We start from the raw sequence: 17,663 nt of genomic DNA on the forward strand, positions 1-17,663 counted from the left end.
GTCGATCAGCGCTTCGAGTACTGAGGAGCCTTGCGGGCCTTCTTGAGACCAGCCTTCTTGCGCTCCTTGACGCGAGCGTCGCGCGAGAGGAAGCCGGCCTTCTTGAGGGTCGGGCGGTTGTTCTCGACGTCGATCTCGTTCAGCGCACGGGCGATGCCGAGGCGGAGCGCACCTGCCTGGCCCGAGGGGCCGCCGCCCTGGATGCGGGCGATGACGTCGTAGGCGCCGGTGAGGTTGAGCACCGTGAACGGGTCGGTCACGAGCTGCTGGTGCAGCTTGTTCGGGAAGTAGTCCTCGAACGTGCGGCCGTTGATCGTGATCGTGCCCGAGCCGGGGACGAGACGAACGCGCGCGATGGCCTGCTTGCGGCGGCCGACGGCCGAACCGGGCACGCTGAGCACGGGGCGCTCGACGACGACGGCAGCCTGGTCGGCCGGCGTCTCGGTGGAGTAAGAGGTGGTCTCTTCGATGTCTGCCACGAGTGTGTCCTTATTCTTGACGGCGCTTACTGGGCGACCTGGTCGAAGGTGTACGTCTTGGGCTGCTGCGCGGCGTGCGGGTGCTCAGCACCGGCGTACACCTTCAGCTTCGACAGCTGCTGGCGGCCCAGGCTGTTCTTGGGGAGCATGCCGCGGACGGCCTTCTCGACGGCGCGGACCGGGTTCTTCTCGAGGAGCTCGGCGTAGTTGACGGCCTTGAGACCGCCCGGGTAGCCGGAGTGGCGGTACGCCATCTTCTTCTGGAGCTTCTGACCCGTCAGCGCGACCTTGTCGGCGTTGACGATGACGACGAAGTCGCCGGTGTCGATGTGGTTCGCGAAGGTCGGCTTGTGCTTGCCGCGGAGGAGGGCGGCGGCGTGCGAGGCGAGGCGTCCGAGGACGACGTCGGTCGCATCGATGACCAGCCACTCGCGCTGGGTCTCGCCAGCCTTCGGGGTGTAGGTGCGCGTCACGATAGTGCTGCTTTCTTGATCGAACGGAGAGGTTCGTGAATCCCACTCCGGGGTGGTTCCGCCGTTGGTCCCCGGCCGGTTCCCCGAGATTTCCTCGGATCCCCGCCCGGTCCCCGAGCTTGTCGAGGGGTGGAACACGCCAGTGGAGGGCTCACGTTCGCGGTGTCACGCCAGCAGGGCGCGGACACCAAAGAGAAAGCTTACGCGAAGAAGGATGCAGACGCCAATCGACGCTGCGCGGGCTTACTTGCGGAGCGAGTGGCGCGAGGCGTGGATCGGGATGCCCAGCCCGACGCAGACCGCGAGCAGACCCAGGATGAAGAACAGCGCCTGGAACGGAACCAGCGAGAACGACAGGCCCATGAGGATGATCCCGCCGACGAACAGGATCAGGCAGACGATGAACATCATGGGAGGACTCCTCGGGTCGGTGCTCCCCCAGCCTACCGTCACGCAGGGTCAGACGACGGCGCGCTCCACGAGCTCCGCGGTCACCAGGATCGGCAGGTGATCGCTGAGCCCCTGCGGGAGCGTGCGCACCCGGTCGATCTCGAACCCGAAGGACGTCGCGAAGTCGTAGTGCCCGCGGAAGAACCGGTAGCGCGTGTACGTGTGGGCGTCGCTCAGCGTGAGCTCGTACCCCTGCTCGCGCACCTTCTGCCCGAGGTTCTCCTTGAAGACCGGATAGTTGTAGTCGCCGACCATGAGCGCGGGAAGACCCGGGCCGAGCTCCTCGAGCTCGGCGAGCGCCGAGCGGATCTGGTGCCGGCGCAGGGAGTTCAGCGCGGTCAGGGGGGCCGCGTGGAAGGACGCGACGATGATCTCGCGCCCCGCGTCGATGTCGTGCAGGCGCACGCCGAGCATCCGCTCCTCCGCGGGCTTGAGCACCCGGTCGTGCATCGACTTCTTCAGCGCCATCGACCGCACCTCGAGCGCGCGGTACGTGTTCTCGCGGTAGTACACGGCAAGACCGAGGCGGTTGCGCTGAGTCGAGTCCGCGAGCCGCAGCCCGGCGATCTCGAACGGCATGTCGGTCGTGTCGCACTCCTGCAGGCACAGGATGTCGGCGCCGTGCGCCTCGACGATCGCCGCGAGTTCGCTCGCGGCGCGATGTTTGCGCAGGTTGTACGAAATGACCCTCATGCCGACTCCCACACTACGTGGGAACGCGTCGCTGGGAACGCGTTCCCGAGGGGACCCATAGCCGTCGTCCATCGACGGCAGAGGAGGAAGAGATGAGCCGTATGGACAGCCACGCCCGGGAAGCGGTCACGGCGGCGCGCGAGGCGCGCGAGCAGGCCGAGCGGACCCTGCGGGCGAGCCGTCACGCACGGAACACCGCGGCGCGCGCGCTCGAGCACGACATCTATCCGATGACGATCGACGAGGACGAGCGCGCCCGACGGCGTGTCGCCGTATACGAGGCGGACGCCCTCGTCGCGGTCCACGTCGAGACGGTCCGTCGTGCGCGGGTCATCGAGGACGCCGCGATCGCTCTCGTCGCCGCCGTCACCGGAACCGACCGCAGCGAGAAGGCGATCGCGTCCTCGATCGTCGACATCCTCGGCGGTCGCGTGCCGGTGCCCGCGCTCAGTCGATCTCTCGTCGAGCACGAGTCTGTTCGGCTCGCGTCGCGAGCAGTTCGTCGGCCGGGTACCCGACCTCAGCGAGCGTGAGCCCGCGGGCGGCGAGCACCTTGAAGTCGCTCGTGCGCTCCCCCGCATCGCGCAGGAGCGCCACGTCGGCGACATCGAGCCTGCCCTCGCCGACCGCGGCGCACGCGCCGACGAGCGCGCGCACCATGGAGTGGCAGAAGGCGTCCGCACGCACGTTCGCGACGAGCACGCCGTGGTCGTCGCGCCGCCAGTCGAACTCGAGGAGGGTACGGATCGTCGTCGCCTCCTCGCGCGGCTTGCAGTAGGCGGCGAAGTCGTGCAGGCCGATGAGGCTGCGGGCGGCCGCATCCATCGCCTCGACGTCCAGACGTCCGCGCACCGTCGTCGTGCGGTGCCGCTCGAGCGGGTCGTAGCCGGCGATCTCGTCCGCCATCCGGTACTCGTAGCGGCGCCAGATCGCGGAGAAGCGGGCGTCGAAGCCGTCCGGCGCGCGCCGGGTGCGGGAGACGGTGACGTCCGAATAGGCACCCACGACACCGCGGATGCGGGCGGCGAGCGCCTCGATCGGATCGTGCCCCGCCGCATCCTTCCGTCGCGGCGCGAGCCGCAGCTCCTGCTCCTCCGTCACGTCGAGGTGCGCGACCTGGTCGAGCGCATGCACGCCCGCGTCGGTGCGGCCCGCGACGACGAGCTGAGGGCTCCCGCCGAGGATGCGGGTCAGCCCCTCTTCGAGGGTGCCCTGCACGGTGCGCAGGCCCGGCTGGCGGGCCCAGCCGCGGAAATGCGACCCGTCGTAGGCGATGTCGAGACGGATCCGCATTCTCTCAGGTTATCCCGATGTCGAATCCGCGATCGGGCGGGTAGACTCGCGAACAGAACGCACTCTGGGGCTTGTGCGTCCGGCAGCTGTACCGCATGTGGGATGTGGTTTCAGTGCGTCGGAATCATCGTCGTGTCCCCAGGGGTCTGCTGGGGAGGCGGTACGTTTGTGGGCTCTATCGTCGTTGCTCACGACTATTTGACACAGCGTGGTGGGGCTGAGCGAGTGGCGCTCGAGCTCACATCGCAGCTGCACACGACACAGGTCGTCACGTCGGTCTATCGTGCCGATCGGACGTTCGCGGGGTTCGCGGACCTCGCCGTCATGCAATCGCGCTCGCACGTCGTGCAGGCGTTCGGGGAGGACCCGAGGCGCGCACTGCCGTTCCTCGCGTCGGCCTGGTCGCACATGACGCCGATCGATGCCGAGGCCGTCGTGTGCAGCAGTTCAGGCTGGGCGCACGGCGTGCCCGTGTCAGCCGGTACGCGCAAGATCGTGTACTGTCACAACCCCGCTCGCTGGCTCTATCAGTCCGACGACTATCTGCGAGGCCGAGGCGCGCCCGCGCGCGCCGCGATGACCGCGCTCGGGCCGGGGCTCCGCCGCTGGGACCAGCACGCCGCCGCATCCGCCGACGTCTATGTGGCGAACTCGACGAGCGTGGCCGCGCGGATCCGCAGCGTGTACGGACGCGATGCCGAGGTCGTGCACCCCCCTGTCTCGATCGACGTCGCCGGGGCGCAGCATCCTGTCGACGATGTCGAGCCGGGCTTCTTCCTGACCATCGCCCGCGCCCGCGGCTACAAGGGGACGCGTGCGCTGTGCGACGCCTTCGCGCGCATGCCCGGCAAGCGTCTCGTCGTCGTCGGCATGCCGGCGACGGCGGCGCTGCCGCCGAATGTGACCGCGCTCGGCGTCGTCGACGACGCCGTCGTGCGCTGGCTGTACGCCAACGCCCGCGCGCTGGTGTCGGTGTCGCACGAGGACTTCGGCCTGACGCCCATCGAGGCGAACGCGTTCGGAACCCCGGCGCTGGTCCTGCGCGCCGGCGGCTTCCTGGACACGACGCTGCGCGGCGAGTCGGGCGACTTCATCGCCGACGACTCCCCCGAAGCCGTCATCGCCGCCGTTCAGGGGTTCTCCGACGACTGGGACCGTTCGTCGGTCGCCGCGACGGCGGAGCGCTTCTCCTCTGTCGCGTTCGGCGCCCGCATGCGTGAGATCGTCGTCGCGTCGTCCACGCGCGCCCGGCCGCGGATGGTGATCGCATGACCGCCAGCGAGCCTCTCCTCGGGCTGCGCCGCAGCGCCCTCGCCGCCTCGCACGCGTCTCGCGTGCGCGCACCGCGCTCGGCCTGGCAGCAGCGACTCACCCACCGCCTCTGGGTCTCGGACCTGCTGATCCTGACCGGGGTCACGTTCGGCACCCAGCTCGCGTGGTTCGGATTCGCCGACAGCGAGGTCGTCACCCGCTCCGACACGCCGTTCAACGGCATCCCGTACTGGATGTTCTCGTCGATCCTCGTGGTCGCATGGATGTGGTGCCTGTCGCTGACCGATGCGCGCGGCGCGCGCGTGGTCGGGGTGGGGAGCCTCGAGTACGTGCGCATCGTGTCGGCGAGCTTCCGACTCTTCGGGACGATCGCCATCCTGGCCTTCATCTTCCATGTCGACGTCGCACGCGGATATCTGCTCATCGCACTGCCGGTCGGCGTCGGCGTGCTCGCGCTCTCGCGCTGGGTCTGGCGGCGCTGGCTCGTGCGTCGCCGGACGGCGGGCGAGTATTCGGCGCAGGCGGTGCTCGTGGGATCGACGGCCTCCGTCCGCCACATCGCACGTGAGCTGGCGTCCTCGCCCGACGCCGGCTATCACGTCGTCGGCGTCTGCGTCGACGACCGTGTCATCGGCAGCACGCTCGCCCGCGACTGCGACGTGCCCGTCCTCGGCGACTTCGAAGCGATCGAACGCGTCATGGCCAGCACCGGCGCCGACACGGTGATCGTGACCAGCGGGCACGACCTTCCGCCCGAGCGCGTGAAGCGGCTGTCGTGGGGCCTGGAGGCCGGACGCCAGAGCCTCGTGCTGGCGCCCAGCATCATCGACATCGCCGGCCCGCGCCTGCACACGCGACCGGTCGCCGGCCTGCCGCTGATCCACGTGGAGACGCCGCGCTTCAACCCGGGCCAGCGCATCGCGAAACGATCGTTCGACCTCGTGCTGTCGAGCTTGCTCATCCTCATCCTGAGCCCGCTCCTGCTGGCGCTCGCGATCGCCGTGCGGTTCTCCAGCGACGGCCCCGCGCTGTTCACGCAGACGCGCGTCGGGCACAACGGCCAGTCGTTCCGGATGATCAAGTTCCGGTCGATGGTACCGGATGCCGAGGCCCTGCTGCCCGACCTCGTCGCCCGTCGCGACGCCGGCAACGAGGTCCTCTTCAAGCTCATCGACGACCCGCGGGTGACGCCGCTCGGGCGCTTCATGCGCCGCTACAGCCTCGACGAGCTGCCGCAGCTGTTCAACGTCTTCCTCGGCAGCATGTCGCTCGTCGGGCCGCGTCCCTCGCTCCCGAGCGAGGTGTCGAAGTATGCCGACCACGTGCACCGCCGCTTCATGGTGAAGCCGGGAGTCACCGGCGCCTGGCAGGTGGGCGGGCGATCGACTCTCACGTGGCAGGAGTCCGTGCGCCTCGATCTCTCCTACGTCGAGAACTGGTCCCTCGCCGGCGACGTCGTCATCATGCTGAAGACGTTCCGGGCGGTCATGGCTCCGGGAGGCACAGCTTCCTGAGTCGTTTCCCCCACCCGCACGGAGCCGTGCGTCCCCCAGCGCGGCAGGCCCGCAGCGCAGAAAGCCCCCAACGCGGAGAGCCTGCCAAAGCGGAAGGCCCGCATCCCCCAAGGGATGCGGGCCTTCTCGCGGTTGAGGGGATTACGCCTTGTCGGCGTCCTCGACGGCTTCGACAGCCTCGGCGTCCGCCTCAGCGGCGACCTCGTCGGCGGCGTCGGCGATCTCAGCGGCGACCTCGGCCTCCTCAGCGGCCTCTTCGGCGGCCTCGACGGCCTCCGCAGCAGCCTCGGCGGCGATGACGGCCTCGGCGGCCGCCTCTTCGGCGACCTCGTCAGCGGCCTCCGCAACGACCTCGGCCTCGACGGCCTCGACGACGGCCTCTTCGGCCTTCGCAGCCTTGTCGGCCTTCTTCGCGGGCTTCGCCTTCGGGGTGACGGGCTCGAGGACGAGCTCGATCACGGCCATGGGCGCGTTGTCGCCCTTGCGGTTGCCGATCTTCGTGATGCGGGTGTAGCCGCCCTCACGGTGCTCGACCAGCGGCGCGATCTCGGCGAAGAGGACGTGCACCGCCTCCTTGTTGCCGAGGACCGACAGCACGCGACGGCGCGCGTGCAGGTCGCCGCGCTTGCCGAACGTCACGAGACGCTCGGCGAGCGGACGCAGGCGCTTGGCCTTGGTCTCGGTCGTGGTGATGCGCTTGTGGATGAACAGGGCCGAGGCCAGGTTCGCCAGCAGCAGACGCTCGTGGGCGGGGCCGCCTCCGAGGCGGGGACCCTTCGTGGGCTTGGGCATTCTCAGTTACTCCAGGTGTATAAAGTCGGTACACGCGCCGCTGTCTTCAACCGACAGTCGCGATGTGTGGACACTGCTCAGACGGTCTCGTCGTCGTATCCGCCGTAGAAGTGCGCGCCGTCGAACCCGGGGACCGAGTCCTTCAGCGACAGCCCGAGCGAGATGAGCTTGTCGCGCACCTCGTCGACCGACTTCTGACCGAAGTTGCGGATGTTCATGAGCTGCGTCTCCGACAGGGCGACGAGCTCGCTGACCGTGTTGATGCCCTCGCGCTTGAGGCAGTTGTACGAACGGACCGACAGGTCGAGGTCCTCGATCGGCATGGACAGCTCGTTCGAGAGGACGGTCTCGACCGGCGCCGGGCCGATCTCGATGCCCTCGGCCTCGACGTTGAGCTCGCGCGCCAGACCGAACAGCTCGGTCAGGGTGCGGCCGGCCGACGCCACCGCGTCGCGGGGGGCGATCGAGGGCTTCGTCTCGACGTCCAGGACGAGCTTGTCGAAGTCGGTGCGCTCGCCGGCACGCGTCGCGTCGACGCGGTAGCTGACCTTGAGCACCGGCGAGTAGATCGAGTCGATCGGGATCTGACCGGCCTCGGCGTACTCGTTGCGGTTCTGCGTGGCCGAGACGTAGCCGCGGCCGCGCTCGATCGTGAGCTCGAGCTCGAAGCGGGCCGAGTCGTTGAGCGTCGCGATGACGAGCTCGGGGTTGCGGACCTCGACACCCGCCGGAGCGGAGATGTCGGCGGCCGTGACCTCGCCCGCACCCGTCTTGCGCAGGTACGCGGTGATGGGCTCGTCGCGCTCGCTGGAGACGACCAGCTGCTTGATGTTGAGGATGATCTCGGTGACATCCTCCTTCACACCCGGGATGGTGCTGAACTCGTGCAGCACGCCGTCGATGCGGATGCTGGTGACGGCGGCGCCGGGGATCGACGACAGGAGGCTGCGGCGCAGCGCGTTGCCGATCGTGTAGCCGAAGCCGGGCTCGAGCGGCTCGATGACGAACCGGCTGCGGAACTCCCCGATCTTCTCCTCGGTCAGAGTGGGACGCTGTGCGATGAGCACTATGGTTCCTTTCGATCACGTGCCCGCTATATGACACGTGCTGTGGGTGAGGTGTTGAGTTGTTGATCCGGATGCCTCGACGCTTCGACAGGCTCAGCGACCAGGCATCCGCGAAGACACGCGTGTGCCGGGACGCTCCCTGAGGAGCATCCCGGCGACGGATCAGACGCGGCGGCGCTTGGGCGGGCGGCAGCCGTTGTGCGCCTGCGGCGTGACGTCCTGGATCGAACCCACCTCGAGGCCGGCGGCCTGCAGCGAGCGGATCGCGGTCTCGCGGCCCGAGCCCGGGCCCTTCACGAAGACGTCGACCTTCTTGACGCCGTGCTCCGCAGCCTGGCGGGCGGCCGACTCGGCGGCCATGCCTGCGGCGTACGGGGTCGACTTGCGCGAGCCCTTGAAGCCCACGCCACCCGAGGACGCCCAGCTGATGACGGCGCCCGACGGGTCGGTGATCGAGACGATCGTGTTGTTGAACGTCGACTTGATGTGGGCCTGGCCCAGCGCGATGTTCTTCTTCTCCTTGCGGCGCGGCTTGCGCGCAGCGGTCTTGGCCTGTGCCATGAGTCTTCTTCTCTCCTAAACCTTCACGCGCCGCTTACTTGCGGCCGGCCTTCTTCTTGCCGGCGACCGTGCGCTTCGGGCCCTTGCGGGTGCGCGCGTTGGTCTTGGTGCGCTGGCCGCGCACGGGGAGGCCACGGCGGTGACGCAGGCCCTCGTAGGAGCCGATCTCGACCTTGCGGCGGATGTCGGCGGCCACCTCGCGGCGGAGGTCGCCCTCGACCTTGTAGTTGCCCTCGATGTAATCGCGCAGCGCGACGAGCTGGTCGTCGGTGAGGTCCTTCACGCGGATGCTCTCGTCGATCTCCGTCTGCTTGAGGATCTCGATCGAGCGGGTACGGCCGATGCCGTAGATGTAGGTCAGGGCGATGACCACGCGCTTGTCGCGCGGGATGTCGACGCCGGCGAGACGTGCCATGCGGCTCTCCTAGGAGTGTCGTGGAGGTGTGGAACAGGATCGGTGCCCGGGCCTCCGCCCCGAGGTGTCCCCCATCCCGAAACGGTCCCCGAGCTTGTCGAGGGGTCGCGGGGCGGGTTCTGATCCTGCTGGTTGTTTCGTGTTGAGTTGTGCGAACGGGATGCGGCGGAGTCCGCCGCATCCGGTTCAGCCCTGGCGCTGCTTGTGACGCGGGTTGCTCTTGCAGATGACCATCACGCGGCCGTGGCGGCGGATGACCTTGCAGTGGTCACAAATGGGCTTGACGCTGGGGTTGACCTTCATGTCTTTTCCTTATCGCTGTCTTCGCCGGGCGGGCGCGGCTCTTCTCGGAACCGATGCCCGGGGCGTTACTTCCCGACCGGTCTAGCGGTAGCGGTAGACGATGCGTCCGCGCGTGAGGTCGTAGGGGCTGAGCTCCACGACCACGCGGTCCTCCGGAATGATGCGGATGTAGTTCTGCCGCATCTTGCCGGAGATCGTGGCGAGCACCTTGTGTCCGTTGGTCAGCTCAACGCGGAACATCGCGTTGGGCAGCGCCTCGGACACTGTGCCCTCGATCTCGATGACACCGTCTTTCTTGGCCATAGCCTCGCTATCGCTTCTGCAGACCGGTCGGTCTGCGGTGGATGGATGGGTTCAGTGTTCCGCCTTGCCTGGACACGCCGAAGCAGGCGCAAAGCACCAAAGATCAAGTGTACGTGATAGTGGATGCCGCGGCAACTCGGGCCGCGGCATCCATCGTCGTCAGGCCTTGCGACGGCGCGCCGTGAGCCAGAGGGCGAACCCTCCGCCGACGAGGAGCGCGATGCCCGCCGGGACCAGCCACACCGCGACGGTGCCGCCGGTGCTGGCGAGGGATGCCGACTCCGCTGCCGCCGCCGGGGCCGTGGTGGCCGCGGCGGGGGTGTCGACCGGCGCGGCGGGCTGGTTCGGCACGACAGCGCCACCGGGCACCTCGGGCGTCTCGGGCTGCACGGGGACTTCGGGCGTCTCGGGCCGCACCGGGACCTCGGGCTGTGCCGGCGTCGCCGGCTGGACGGTGCAGCTGAGCACACCCGTGTTGAACGGATAGTTGTGCAGCTCGTTGCCGACGCCGTCCATGACGATCGAGCCGTTGGTCATGATGCGCCCGTTCGTGCTCGCCGTGATCGTGAGCGTCGGGGCGGGGTCCGCCGGGTTGACGTGCGGAACGAGGACCGAGCCGAGGATCTGCGAGGTGCCGCCGAGCGTCACATCCGTCGCGTCCGCGAAGTTCCAGATCGTGCGCTGAGCGAGCTTGCCGTACAGCGGCGAGGCGAAGTCGTCGGCGCGCACGCCGTCGTCGGAGAAGTAGGTCGGCGCCCAGGCGACGGGCGCGGCGCCGACGACGTTGACGATGACGGACTGCGCGCCCGCCGGGATGCCGACGAAGTGCACCTCGCTCGTCGCAGCGAGCGTGGCTCCGCTCACGGTGAAGACCTGCGGGTCCGCCGCGGCGTTCGTCGACGTGAGCGTCAGAACGCTGCCCGCCGCCGCCGTGCCCGTTGCCGCACGGGCGCCGAAGTCGGCCGAGAGGGCCGTGAGGGTGTCACCCCACCCGGCCCACGGCGCGGTCGCGGCGACGCCCTGCTTCTCGGTCAGCGTGCCGCCGTTCATGAAGTAGGGCGTCACGTCACCGGGCCCGGCGTATGTCGGGGCGGTGCTTCCGCCCACCCGCACGTCCCCGCCGGTGGTGGCTGGCGACCCGCCGTCGGTCGCGCCGGCGCCGACGTCGATGTGCGCGGTGCCCGGGTTGCCGATGGCGAGGTTCCCGCCCACGGCGAGCATGACCGAGCCGGCCGACGGCCAGACGCCCGATCCGACGCCGGCGGTGCCGATGTTGAACACGCCTGCCTCGCGACCGATCGTCGCGTTCCGCCCGACGACGAGGAGCCCCTCGACCTCGGCGGCGTTCGCGCCGCTGGTGAAATCGCGGCCCGCGTACACGGCGACGCCGTTGTCGGTCCAGGTCGACGCGTGGCTGTTGGTCGCGCCGGGGATCGTGCCGGGCGGGCACACGTTCTGCTGGCTTGCATCGGTGGCGGCGGACGCCGCTCCCGCGGCTGCCAGCACGGAGCCGAGCCCCAAGGCGGTGGCGACTCCAATGCCGGCGGCGAGCACCGCGGGTCGTTTCAGGGCGCGACGGCGCGACGAATTCATGTGGTTCCTTCCCCCAAGGAGCCGGTCGGGTACCGGCCGAGCGCGCGAGCGCGCGCTGTATTTGTTAATCGTACTGCGTTATTTGGGTGGAACCTGCGAGACGACACGAAGAGGGGTGGATGCCGTGGCATCCACCCCTCTTCGCAGGCTTCGGGTTACTTGAGGCGCCCGATGATGTCCGTCTGCGGGTCCATCGTGACGGCGATGAGCTTGTCGTTGACGAGCACGGTCGGCGTTCCCGTCGTGCCCTGCGGCAGCTGCGTCGACTGCGCGAACTTCTGGTAGGTGTGCGTCTTGATCTCCTTCTCGAGATCGCTCGTCATGTTCACGCCGGCGTTCTTCGCGACGTCGATGATCTGCTGGTCCGACAGCCCGGCGGATCCCTCCTCCGGCTGGTTCGCGTACATCGCCTGCAGGAAGTCGTAGGCATGCGCATAGTCGTGGATCGCGATCGAGTACATGGCGGATGCTGCGCGGCTCGAATAGCCCGCGGGGTTCGAGCGAGTGTCCAGGACACCCATCGGGAACACCTCGAGCGAGGTCTTCCCCTCGTCGATCTTCTGCTTGATCGTGGGACCGACCGACTGCTCGAACTGATTGCAGTACGGGCACAGGAAGTCGACGTAGGTCGTCACGCTGTTCTGCGTCGAATCGCCGAACGTGATCGCGCCCGCACTCGTGATGTGAGCGCCGGCCGGCGTCGCGCCCGGACTGTTCGCCGTGCTGTTCATCAGGACGACCAGCGCCGTGACGCCAATGAGAACTACCACGACGGCAATGCTGATCCAGACTGCGAACCAGTTCGTCTTCTTGACCGCGGTCGCCATGCCACTCCGTCCCCGTACGTACGTGGTCTCCATCATCCATGACTCTGACGCGCCGGCCCGACACGAAGAGGGGTGGATGCCGTGGCATCCACCCCTCTTCGCAGGCTTCGGGTTACTTGAGGCGCCCGATGATGTCCGTCTGCGGGTCGCCCGTGAGGCTGACCTGCGTGCCGTTGACCACGATGGTCGGGGTGCCCGTCGCGCCCTGCGGCAGCTGCTGGGACTGGACGTACTTCTGGTACTTGTTCGACAGGATCTCGCTCTGGAGCGCCGGCGTCATGTCGACGCCTGCGTTCTTCGCGATGTCGACGATCTGCTGATCGGTGAGGCCCGGGCCGGTCTCTGCCGGCTGGTTGGCGTACAGCGCCTGCATGAAGTCGTACGCGTGGGCGTAGTCGTGGATCGTGACTGAGTACATCGCCGATCCGGCACGGCTCGAGTAGTTGTTCGCACGGGGAGAACCATCGGGGTTCGCATCGAGGATGGCGACCGGCTGCACCTGCAGCACCGTCTTGCCCGCGTCGACCTGCGCCTTGATCGCGGAGCCCTCCGCCTTCTCGAACTGGTTGCAGATGGGGCAGAGGAAGTCGATGTACGTCGTGACGTTGTTGGTCTTGGAGTCGCCGAAGACGATCCCGCCCGTGTCGGTGATGTGGGAGCCGACGGGCTTCGTGCCCGTGTCCACCGGCTTGTTGTTCATCATGATGACCAGCACGGTGACGGCGCCGAGCACCACCACGACGGCGATGCTGACCCAGATCGCGAACCAGTTCGTCTTCTTGGCTGCGGTTGCCATGTACGTCTCTCCATTCAGGCGTATGTAGAAGTCATCATCCCCGAGATCCCTTTGCCGATCCCGTGAGCGACCTGAAGGCCGCGTAACGAATGCGTGTCAGTCCAACGGCTGCGGCACGACGCCGAACGGCGCGAGCCCGGCCGCTCCCCCGTCGGGGGCCGTGAGCACCCAGATGCCGTTCTCGTGAACCGCGACGGAGTGCTCCCAGTGCGACCCGTCCGAGCCGTCCACCGTCGAGACCGTCCAGTCGTCGTCCTCGACGAGCGTCGCCTCGGAACCGGCGACGACCATCGGCTCGATCGCGATGGCGAGTCCTGGGCGCACCTCGGGGCCGGCGTCGGGCACGCGGTAGTTGAAAAGCGACGGCGATTCGTGCATCTTGCGGCCGATGCCGTGTCCGACGTAGTCGCGCAGGATGCCGTAGCCGTGACCCGCTCCGACGATCGCATCCTCGATGGCGCCGCTCACATCGCCGAGGTGCTTCGCGGTGGCAAGCGCCGCGATGCCCGCCCAGAGCGACCGCTCGGTCACGCGGGAGAGCTCCTCGCGGGCGGCGACGAGTTCGGGACGGGAGTCATCCGGCACCACGATCGTGATGGCCGAGTCGCCGTTCCAGCCCTTGAACTCGGCTCCCGCGTCGATCGAGACGATATCGCCGGGCTCGAGCGCGCGGTCACCGGGGATGCCGTGCACCACCTGCTCGTTGACGGACGTGCACACGGTGTGCCGGTAGCCGCGGACCATCTGGAAGTTGGACAGCGCGCCACGGCCCGTGATGACCGCGGAGGCCGCGGCATCCAGCTCCAGAGTCGTGACGCCGGGCGCCACGAGCGCGCGGACGGCGTCGAGCGCGGCCGCCGTGATCAGGCCAGGCTCCACCATGGCGCGCAGCTGCGCGGGCGACTTGTAGATCGAACGGCGGAAGCCCATGACGGGAGACCGGCGTCAGGCCGCGGCGCGGCGCACGAGCCCGCGCGCCTCGAGGGCGGACACGATGCGGTCCGTGATCTCGTCGAGCGTGCCGACACCGTCGATCTCGTCGACGATGCCCCGCTCGCGGTAGACGTCGAGGATCGGCGCGGTCTCGTTCTCGTAGATCGAGAGGCGGTGCGCGATGGCGCCCGGGGTGTCGTCGGCGCGGCCCTGCTCCTTCGCACGCACCGAGATGCGGGCGATGCTCTCGTCGCGCGGGACGCTCAGCTCGATGACCGCCGTCAGCTGCACGCCGCCCTCGTCGAGGAATCCGTCGAGGTCGGCCACCTGGCCGAGGTTGCGCGGGTAGCCGTCGAGGAGGAACCCGTGTGCCGCATCCGCCTGGCCGATGCGGTCGCGCACGACCTCACCGGTGAGCGCGTCGGGCACGAGGTCGCCGGCCTGGATGATCGCCTGCACCCGCTTGCCGAGCTCCGTTCCGCCGTTGATGTTGGCGCGGAAGACGTCACCCGTCGAGATCGCCGGGATGCCGAACATCTCCGCGATGCGGGCGCCCTGCGTTCCCTTGCCGGAGCCCTGCGGCCCGACGATCAGCAGACGTGCGGGGGTGCCTGTCATCGAAGAAGCCCTTCGTAGTGCCGCTGCTGCAGCTGCGAGTCGATCTGCTTCACGGTCTCGAGGCCCACACCGACCATGATGAGGATCGAGGTGCCGCCGAACGGGAAGTTCTGGTTCGCGCTCACCGTCGCCAGCGCGATGAGCGGGATCAGCGCCACGAGGCCCAGATAGATCGAACCCGGAAGCGTGATGCGCGTCAGCACGTAGTCGAGGTACTCGGCCGTCGGGCGACCCGCACGGATGCCCGGGATGAAGCCGCCGTACTTCTTCATGTTGTCGGCGACCTCGACGGGGTTGAACGTGATGGCCACGTAGAAGTACGTGAACCCGACGATCAGCAGGAAGTAGAGGAGCCAGTACAGCGGGTGGTCGCCCTTGGTGAGGTAGTTCGTGACCCACACGACCCACGCCTGCGGCGTCTCGCCGGCCTTCGGCTGGTTGAACTGCGCGATGAGGGCGGGGATGTAGAGCACCGACGAGGCGAAGATGACCGGCACGACACCCGCCATGTTGACCTTGATCGGGATGTACGTGTTGGTGCCGCCGTAGGTGCGGCGCCCCACCATCCGCTTCGCGTACTGCACCGGGATGCGCCGCTGCGACTGCTCGACGAAGACGATGAGGGACACGATCACGATGCCGATCAGGATCACGAGGAGGAAGACCTCGAAGCCCTTCGCCTGCCAGATCGCGAGCATCGCGGCCGGGAAGGACGCGGCGATCGACGTGAAGATGAGGATCGACATGCCGTTGCCGACGCCCTTCTCCGTGACGAGCTCGGCGAACCACATGATGAGGCCGGTGCCGGCGGTCATCGTGAGGATCATGAGGAGCATCGCCCACCAGGCGTCGTTGGTGACGAGCTGGTCGCACGCCGGGACGCCCTGGATGCCGAAGAGCTGGCTGCCGCCGGCGCGCGCGACGGTGACGAGTGTCGTCGACTGCAGCAGCGCGAGGGCGATCGTGAGGTAGCGCGTGTACTGCGTCAGCTTGGCCTGGCCGGCCTGACCCTCTTTGTAAAGGGTCTCGAAATGCGGGATGACCACGCGCAGCAGCTGGATGATGATCGTCGCCGTGATGTACGGCATGACGCCCAGCGCGAAGATCGAGAGGTGCAGCAGCGCACCGCCCGAGAAGAGGTTGACGAGCGAGAGCAGGCCGGTGGCGCCGCCACTGGCAGCCAGACACTGCTGCACGTTCTGGAAGTCGACGAACGGCGTCGGAACGTGCGCGCCGAGGCGGTAGATGGCGATGATCGCCAGGGTGAAGCCGATCTTCCGCCGCAGGTCGGGAGTGCGGAAGACCCGCGCGATGGCGCTGAACAAGAGGATTCCTCCAGGGGGGATGCCGGCGCGGAGCAAATCGTCATGCAGGGCGCACAGACAACCAGCGTAACCCAGGGCGGGGCATACCACCGCACAGGTCTCCGCAGCCGGATATGACAGCAGGGGCCGGGAGGATTCCCCCGGCCCCTGCCATTCGATTACTTGACGGTGCCGCCTGCGGCGACGATCTTCTCCTCGGCGGAACCCGAGACCTTGTCGACCGTCACGTTGAGCTTGACCGAGATGTCGCCGGTGCCGAGCACCTTGACCTTCTCGTTCTTGCGGACCGCGCCCTTCGCGACCAGGTCGCTGACGGTGACGTCGCCACCGGTCGGGTACAGCTCGGCGAGCTTCTCGAGGTTGACCACCTGGTACTCGACGCGGAACGGGTTCTTGAACCCGCGCAGCTTCGGAGTGCGCATGTGGAGCGGCATCTGGCCGCCCTCGAAGCCGACCTTCACCTGGTAGCGGGCCTTGGTGCCCTTGGTGCCACGGCCGGCGGTCTTGCCCTTCGAGCCCTCACCGCGACCGACACGGGTCTTCGCGGTGTTGGCGCCGGGGACCGGACGCAGGTGGTGCACCTTCAGGACGCCGGGGCGGGACGCCGGGGCATCCTTCTTCGCGGCAGCCTTCGCCGGAGCCTTCTTGGCGGCCGGCTTCTTGGCGGCGGGCTTCTCGGTCGCGACGGCCTCGACCGTCTCGTCCTTCTTGTCAGCCATTAGTCGATCTCCTCAACCTTCACGAGGTGTGCGACGGTCCGGACGTAGCCGCGCGTCTGCGCGTCGTCGGGACGGACGACGGAGTCGCCGATCCGCTTCAGACCGAGCGAACGCAGCGTGTCGCGCTGGTTCTGCTTCTCGCTCACCTTGGACTTGATCTGCGTGACCTTCAGACGCGCAGCCATCAGACACCTGCCTTCTGCTCGCGCGCCGCTGCGGCCGCTTCGGCCTCGGCGCGGATGAGACGTGCGGGCGCGACCTGGTCGAACTCGAGGCCACGGCGCGCGGCGACCGCACGCGGCTCCTCGAGCTGCTTCAGGGCCTCGACGGTCGCGTGCACGATGTTGATCGTGTTCGACGAGCCGAGGGACTTCGACAGGACGTCGTGGATGCCGGCGCACTCGAGCACGGCACGCACGGGACCGCCCGCGATGACACCGGTACCGGCGGCAGCCGGACGCAGCAGGACGACGCCTGCAGCGGCCTCACCCTGCACCGGGTGCGGGATGGTGGAGCCGGCGCGCGGGACGCGGAAGAAGTTGCGCTTGGCCTCTTCGACGCCCTTCGAGATCGCCAGCGGCACCTCACGGGCCTTGCCGTAGCCGACGCCGACGACGCCGTTGCCATCGCCCACGACGACGAGCGCCGTGAAGCTGAAGCGACGACCGCCCTTGACGACCTTCGACACGCGGTTGATGGTGACGACGCGCTCGAGGAACTGGCTCTCGTTGCGGTCGCGCGAACCGCGGTCGCGGTTGGGGTTGCGCTCGCGCCCGCCGCGGCGGGGCTCGCGCTCGCCCTGCGCCTGCTCGGGCGCAGCAGCCTGCTCGGTGGCAGTCACTTCGGTCTCCACATTCTGGTTCTGCGTTGCGTCGCTCACAGGTTCAGTCCTCCCTCACGCGCGCCATCGGCGATGGCGGCGACGCGACCGGCGTAGCGGTTGCCACCGCGGTCGAACACGACATCCGTGATGCCGGCGGCCTTGGCGCGCTCGGCGACCAGCTCGCCGACCTTGCGGGCCTTGGCGGTCTTGTCACCCTCGAACGAGCGAAGGTCGGCCTCGAGCGTCGACGCGGAGGCGACGGTGTGGCCCTTGCTGTCGTCGACGAGCTGCACGAAGACGTGACGCGACGAACGGTTGACGACGAGACGCGGACGCGACTCGGTGCCGACGATCTTCTTGCGAAGGCGGGCGTGACGACGCGCGCGGGCGTCGGACTTCGACTTCACAGCCATG

At 68.4% G+C, this 17,663-nt stretch carries 24 protein-coding genes; 3 read left to right on the forward strand and 21 right to left on the reverse strand.

Features of this window, described 5'->3' with window-relative positions:
• Positions 1–5: 5 nt before the first annotated feature.
• The 4 genes from rpsI to QSV35_RS07155 form a co-directional block, all read right to left on the reverse strand.
• Positions 6–479 (reverse strand): 30S ribosomal protein S9, encoded by a 474-nt coding sequence (gene rpsI, locus QSV35_RS07140; protein WP_286287970.1) that lies wholly within the window; start codon positions 477–479, stop codon positions 6–8.
• 26 nt (positions 480–505) lie between these two features.
• Positions 506–952, reverse strand: a complete 447-nt coding sequence (gene rplM, locus QSV35_RS07145) for a 50S ribosomal protein L13 (protein ID WP_286287971.1) — start codon at positions 950–952, stop codon at positions 506–508.
• Positions 953–1,195: 243 nt separating this feature from the next.
• Positions 1,196–1,363, reverse strand: coding sequence for a hypothetical protein (locus QSV35_RS07150; RefSeq protein WP_286287972.1), 168 nt, complete (start codon positions 1,361–1,363; stop codon positions 1,196–1,198).
• Positions 1,364–1,411: 48 nt separating this feature from the next.
• Positions 1,412–2,095, reverse strand: a complete 684-nt coding sequence (locus QSV35_RS07155) for an endonuclease/exonuclease/phosphatase family protein (RefSeq protein WP_286287973.1) — start codon at positions 2,093–2,095, stop codon at positions 1,412–1,414.
• Between the two features lie 92 nt (positions 2,096–2,187).
• Here QSV35_RS07155 and QSV35_RS07160 point away from each other — a divergent pair, with 92 nt between their 5' ends.
• Positions 2,188–2,628, forward strand: coding sequence for a hypothetical protein (locus tag QSV35_RS07160; RefSeq protein ID WP_286287974.1), 441 nt, complete (start codon positions 2,188–2,190; stop codon positions 2,626–2,628).
• On the opposite strand, the gene truA is transcribed toward QSV35_RS07160, so the two are convergent.
• Entirely contained in the window at positions 2,543–3,388 is an 846-nt protein-coding gene (gene truA / locus QSV35_RS07165) for a tRNA pseudouridine(38-40) synthase TruA (RefSeq protein ID WP_286287975.1), read from the reverse strand. The two genes, QSV35_RS07160 and truA, sit on opposite strands and share 86 nt — an antisense overlap.
• 102 nt (positions 3,389–3,490) lie before the next feature.
• Here truA and QSV35_RS07170 point away from each other — a divergent pair, with 102 nt between their 5' ends.
• Both QSV35_RS07170 and QSV35_RS07175 read left to right on the forward strand, forming a co-directional pair.
• Positions 3,491–4,660: a glycosyltransferase gene (locus tag QSV35_RS07170; protein WP_286287976.1), complete on the forward strand. Its 1,170-nt coding sequence runs from the start codon at positions 3,491–3,493 to the stop codon at positions 4,658–4,660.
• Positions 4,657–6,174 (forward strand): sugar transferase, encoded by a 1,518-nt coding sequence (locus tag QSV35_RS07175; protein WP_286287977.1) that lies wholly within the window; start codon positions 4,657–4,659, stop codon positions 6,172–6,174. The genes QSV35_RS07170 and QSV35_RS07175 overlap by 4 nt, the downstream gene beginning before the upstream one ends.
• Before the next feature lie 141 nt (positions 6,175–6,315).
• Here QSV35_RS07175 and rplQ read toward each other — a convergent pair whose 3' ends face one another.
• The 16 genes from rplQ to rplR all read right to left on the reverse strand — a co-directional run bounded on the left by rplQ (position 6,316) and on the right by rplR (position 17,662).
• A complete protein-coding gene (gene rplQ / locus QSV35_RS07180; RefSeq protein WP_286287978.1) occupies positions 6,316–6,966 on the reverse strand; it encodes a 50S ribosomal protein L17 in 651 nt (216 codons plus the stop codon).
• A gap of 77 nt (positions 6,967–7,043) precedes the next feature.
• Complete coding sequence (locus tag QSV35_RS07185; RefSeq protein WP_286287979.1) at positions 7,044–8,033, reverse strand: DNA-directed RNA polymerase subunit alpha; 990 nt, start codon at positions 8,031–8,033, stop codon at positions 7,044–7,046.
• 162 nt (positions 8,034–8,195) lie between these two features.
• On the reverse strand, positions 8,196–8,594 hold the full coding sequence (gene rpsK, locus QSV35_RS07190; RefSeq protein ID WP_029145883.1) for a 30S ribosomal protein S11: 399 nt from the start codon (positions 8,592–8,594) through the stop codon (positions 8,196–8,198).
• 34 nt (positions 8,595–8,628) lie between these two features.
• Complete coding sequence (rpsM, locus tag QSV35_RS07195) at positions 8,629–9,009, reverse strand: 30S ribosomal protein S13 (protein WP_286287980.1); 381 nt, start codon at positions 9,007–9,009, stop codon at positions 8,629–8,631.
• 186 nt (positions 9,010–9,195) lie between these two features.
• Positions 9,196–9,312 carry a 50S ribosomal protein L36 gene (gene rpmJ / locus QSV35_RS07200; protein WP_005050492.1) on the reverse strand — a complete coding sequence of 39 codons (117 nt, stop codon included), beginning with the start codon at positions 9,310–9,312 and terminating at the stop codon, positions 9,196–9,198.
• Between the two features lie 81 nt (positions 9,313–9,393).
• Positions 9,394–9,615 (reverse strand): translation initiation factor IF-1, encoded by a 222-nt coding sequence (gene infA, locus QSV35_RS07205; RefSeq protein WP_013583992.1) that lies wholly within the window; start codon positions 9,613–9,615, stop codon positions 9,394–9,396.
• Between the two features lie 159 nt (positions 9,616–9,774).
• A complete protein-coding gene (locus QSV35_RS07210; protein WP_286287981.1) occupies positions 9,775–11,208 on the reverse strand; it encodes a choice-of-anchor A family protein in 1,434 nt (477 codons plus the stop codon).
• A 155-nt stretch (positions 11,209–11,363) separates the two neighbouring features.
• Complete coding sequence (locus tag QSV35_RS07215; RefSeq protein ID WP_286287982.1) at positions 11,364–11,978, reverse strand: DsbA family protein; 615 nt, start codon at positions 11,976–11,978, stop codon at positions 11,364–11,366.
• A gap of 169 nt (positions 11,979–12,147) precedes the next feature.
• The gene (locus QSV35_RS07220; protein WP_286287983.1) at positions 12,148–12,831 is read right to left on the reverse strand and encodes a DsbA family protein; all 684 of its coding nucleotides are present in this window, start codon (positions 12,829–12,831) and stop codon (positions 12,148–12,150) included.
• Between the two features lie 96 nt (positions 12,832–12,927).
• Entirely contained in the window at positions 12,928–13,761 is an 834-nt protein-coding gene (gene map / locus QSV35_RS07225; RefSeq protein WP_286287984.1) for a type I methionyl aminopeptidase, read from the reverse strand.
• A gap of 15 nt (positions 13,762–13,776) precedes the next feature.
• Positions 13,777–14,382, reverse strand: coding sequence for an adenylate kinase (locus QSV35_RS07230; protein WP_286287985.1), 606 nt, complete (start codon positions 14,380–14,382; stop codon positions 13,777–13,779).
• Positions 14,379–15,707, reverse strand: a complete 1,329-nt coding sequence (gene secY, locus QSV35_RS07235) for a preprotein translocase subunit SecY (RefSeq protein WP_286287986.1) — start codon at positions 15,705–15,707, stop codon at positions 14,379–14,381. The genes QSV35_RS07230 and secY overlap by 4 nt, the downstream gene beginning before the upstream one ends.
• 158 nt (positions 15,708–15,865) lie before the next feature.
• Positions 15,866–16,426, reverse strand: a complete 561-nt coding sequence (rplO, locus tag QSV35_RS07240) for a 50S ribosomal protein L15 (RefSeq protein WP_286287987.1) — start codon at positions 16,424–16,426, stop codon at positions 15,866–15,868.
• Positions 16,426–16,611 carry a 50S ribosomal protein L30 gene (gene rpmD, locus QSV35_RS07245; RefSeq protein ID WP_106816569.1) on the reverse strand — a complete coding sequence of 62 codons (186 nt, stop codon included), beginning with the start codon at positions 16,609–16,611 and terminating at the stop codon, positions 16,426–16,428. The genes rplO and rpmD overlap by 1 nt, the downstream gene beginning before the upstream one ends.
• A complete protein-coding gene (rpsE, locus tag QSV35_RS07250) occupies positions 16,611–17,306 on the reverse strand; it encodes a 30S ribosomal protein S5 (protein WP_419956822.1) in 696 nt (231 codons plus the stop codon). The genes rpmD and rpsE overlap by 1 nt, the downstream gene beginning before the upstream one ends.
• On the reverse strand, positions 17,303–17,662 hold the full coding sequence (gene rplR / locus QSV35_RS07255; protein WP_286287988.1) for a 50S ribosomal protein L18: 360 nt from the start codon (positions 17,660–17,662) through the stop codon (positions 17,303–17,305). Before rplR ends, rpsE begins: the two co-directional genes overlap by 4 nt.
• Between the last annotated feature and the right edge of the window lies 1 nt (position 17,663).

This window comes from Microbacterium candidum (assembly GCF_030315975.1).
Classification (GTDB): Bacteria; Actinomycetota; Actinomycetes; order Actinomycetales; family Microbacteriaceae; genus Microbacterium; species Microbacterium candidum.

What these genes read in the sequence shown, in the direction of transcription:
- QSV35_RS07155 (WP_286287973.1), bottom strand. Translation starts at nt 2,095, where the DNA reads ATGAGGGTCATTTCGTACAACCTGCGCAAACATCGCGCCGCGAGCGAA.
- QSV35_RS07150 (WP_286287972.1), bottom strand. Translation starts at nt 1,363, where the DNA reads ATGATGTTCATCGTCTGCCTGATCCTGTTCGTCGGCGGGATCATCCTC.
- QSV35_RS07230 (WP_286287985.1), bottom strand. Translation starts at nt 14,382, where the DNA reads ATGACAGGCACCCCCGCACGTCTGCTGATCGTCGGGCCGCAGGGCTCC.
- rpmD (WP_106816569.1), bottom strand. Translation starts at nt 16,611, where the DNA reads ATGGCTGCGCGTCTGAAGGTCACGCAGATCAAGTCCAAGGTGAGCGAG.
- rplQ (WP_286287978.1), bottom strand. Translation starts at nt 6,966, where the DNA reads ATGCCCAAGCCCACGAAGGGTCCCCGCCTCGGAGGCGGCCCCGCCCAC.
- QSV35_RS07160 (WP_286287974.1), top strand. Translation starts at nt 2,188, where the DNA reads ATGAGCCGTATGGACAGCCACGCCCGGGAAGCGGTCACGGCGGCGCGC.
- rpsM (WP_286287980.1), bottom strand. Translation starts at nt 9,009, where the DNA reads ATGGCACGTCTCGCCGGCGTCGACATCCCGCGCGACAAGCGCGTGGTC.
- map (WP_286287984.1), bottom strand. Translation starts at nt 13,761, where the DNA reads ATGGGCTTCCGCCGTTCGATCTACAAGTCGCCCGCGCAGCTGCGCGCC.
- QSV35_RS07220 (WP_286287983.1), bottom strand. Translation starts at nt 12,831, where the DNA reads ATGGCAACCGCAGCCAAGAAGACGAACTGGTTCGCGATCTGGGTCAGC.
- QSV35_RS07210 (WP_286287981.1), bottom strand. Translation starts at nt 11,208, where the DNA reads ATGAATTCGTCGCGCCGTCGCGCCCTGAAACGACCCGCGGTGCTCGCC.
- truA (WP_286287975.1), bottom strand. Translation starts at nt 3,388, where the DNA reads ATGCGGATCCGTCTCGACATCGCCTACGACGGGTCGCATTTCCGCGGC.
- QSV35_RS07175 (WP_286287977.1), top strand. Translation starts at nt 4,657, where the DNA reads ATGACCGCCAGCGAGCCTCTCCTCGGGCTGCGCCGCAGCGCCCTCGCC.
- rplR (WP_286287988.1), bottom strand. Translation starts at nt 17,662, where the DNA reads ATGGCTGTGAAGTCGAAGTCCGACGCCCGCGCGCGTCGTCACGCCCGC.
- QSV35_RS07170 (WP_286287976.1), top strand. Translation starts at nt 3,491, where the DNA reads ATGTGGTTTCAGTGCGTCGGAATCATCGTCGTGTCCCCAGGGGTCTGC.
- rpsK (WP_029145883.1), bottom strand. Translation starts at nt 8,594, where the DNA reads ATGGCACAGGCCAAGACCGCTGCGCGCAAGCCGCGCCGCAAGGAGAAG.
- infA (WP_013583992.1), bottom strand. Translation starts at nt 9,615, where the DNA reads ATGGCCAAGAAAGACGGTGTCATCGAGATCGAGGGCACAGTGTCCGAG.
- rplO (WP_286287987.1), bottom strand. Translation starts at nt 16,426, where the DNA reads ATGGCTGACAAGAAGGACGAGACGGTCGAGGCCGTCGCGACCGAGAAG.
- rpmJ (WP_005050492.1), bottom strand. Translation starts at nt 9,312, where the DNA reads ATGAAGGTCAACCCCAGCGTCAAGCCCATTTGTGACCACTGCAAGGTC.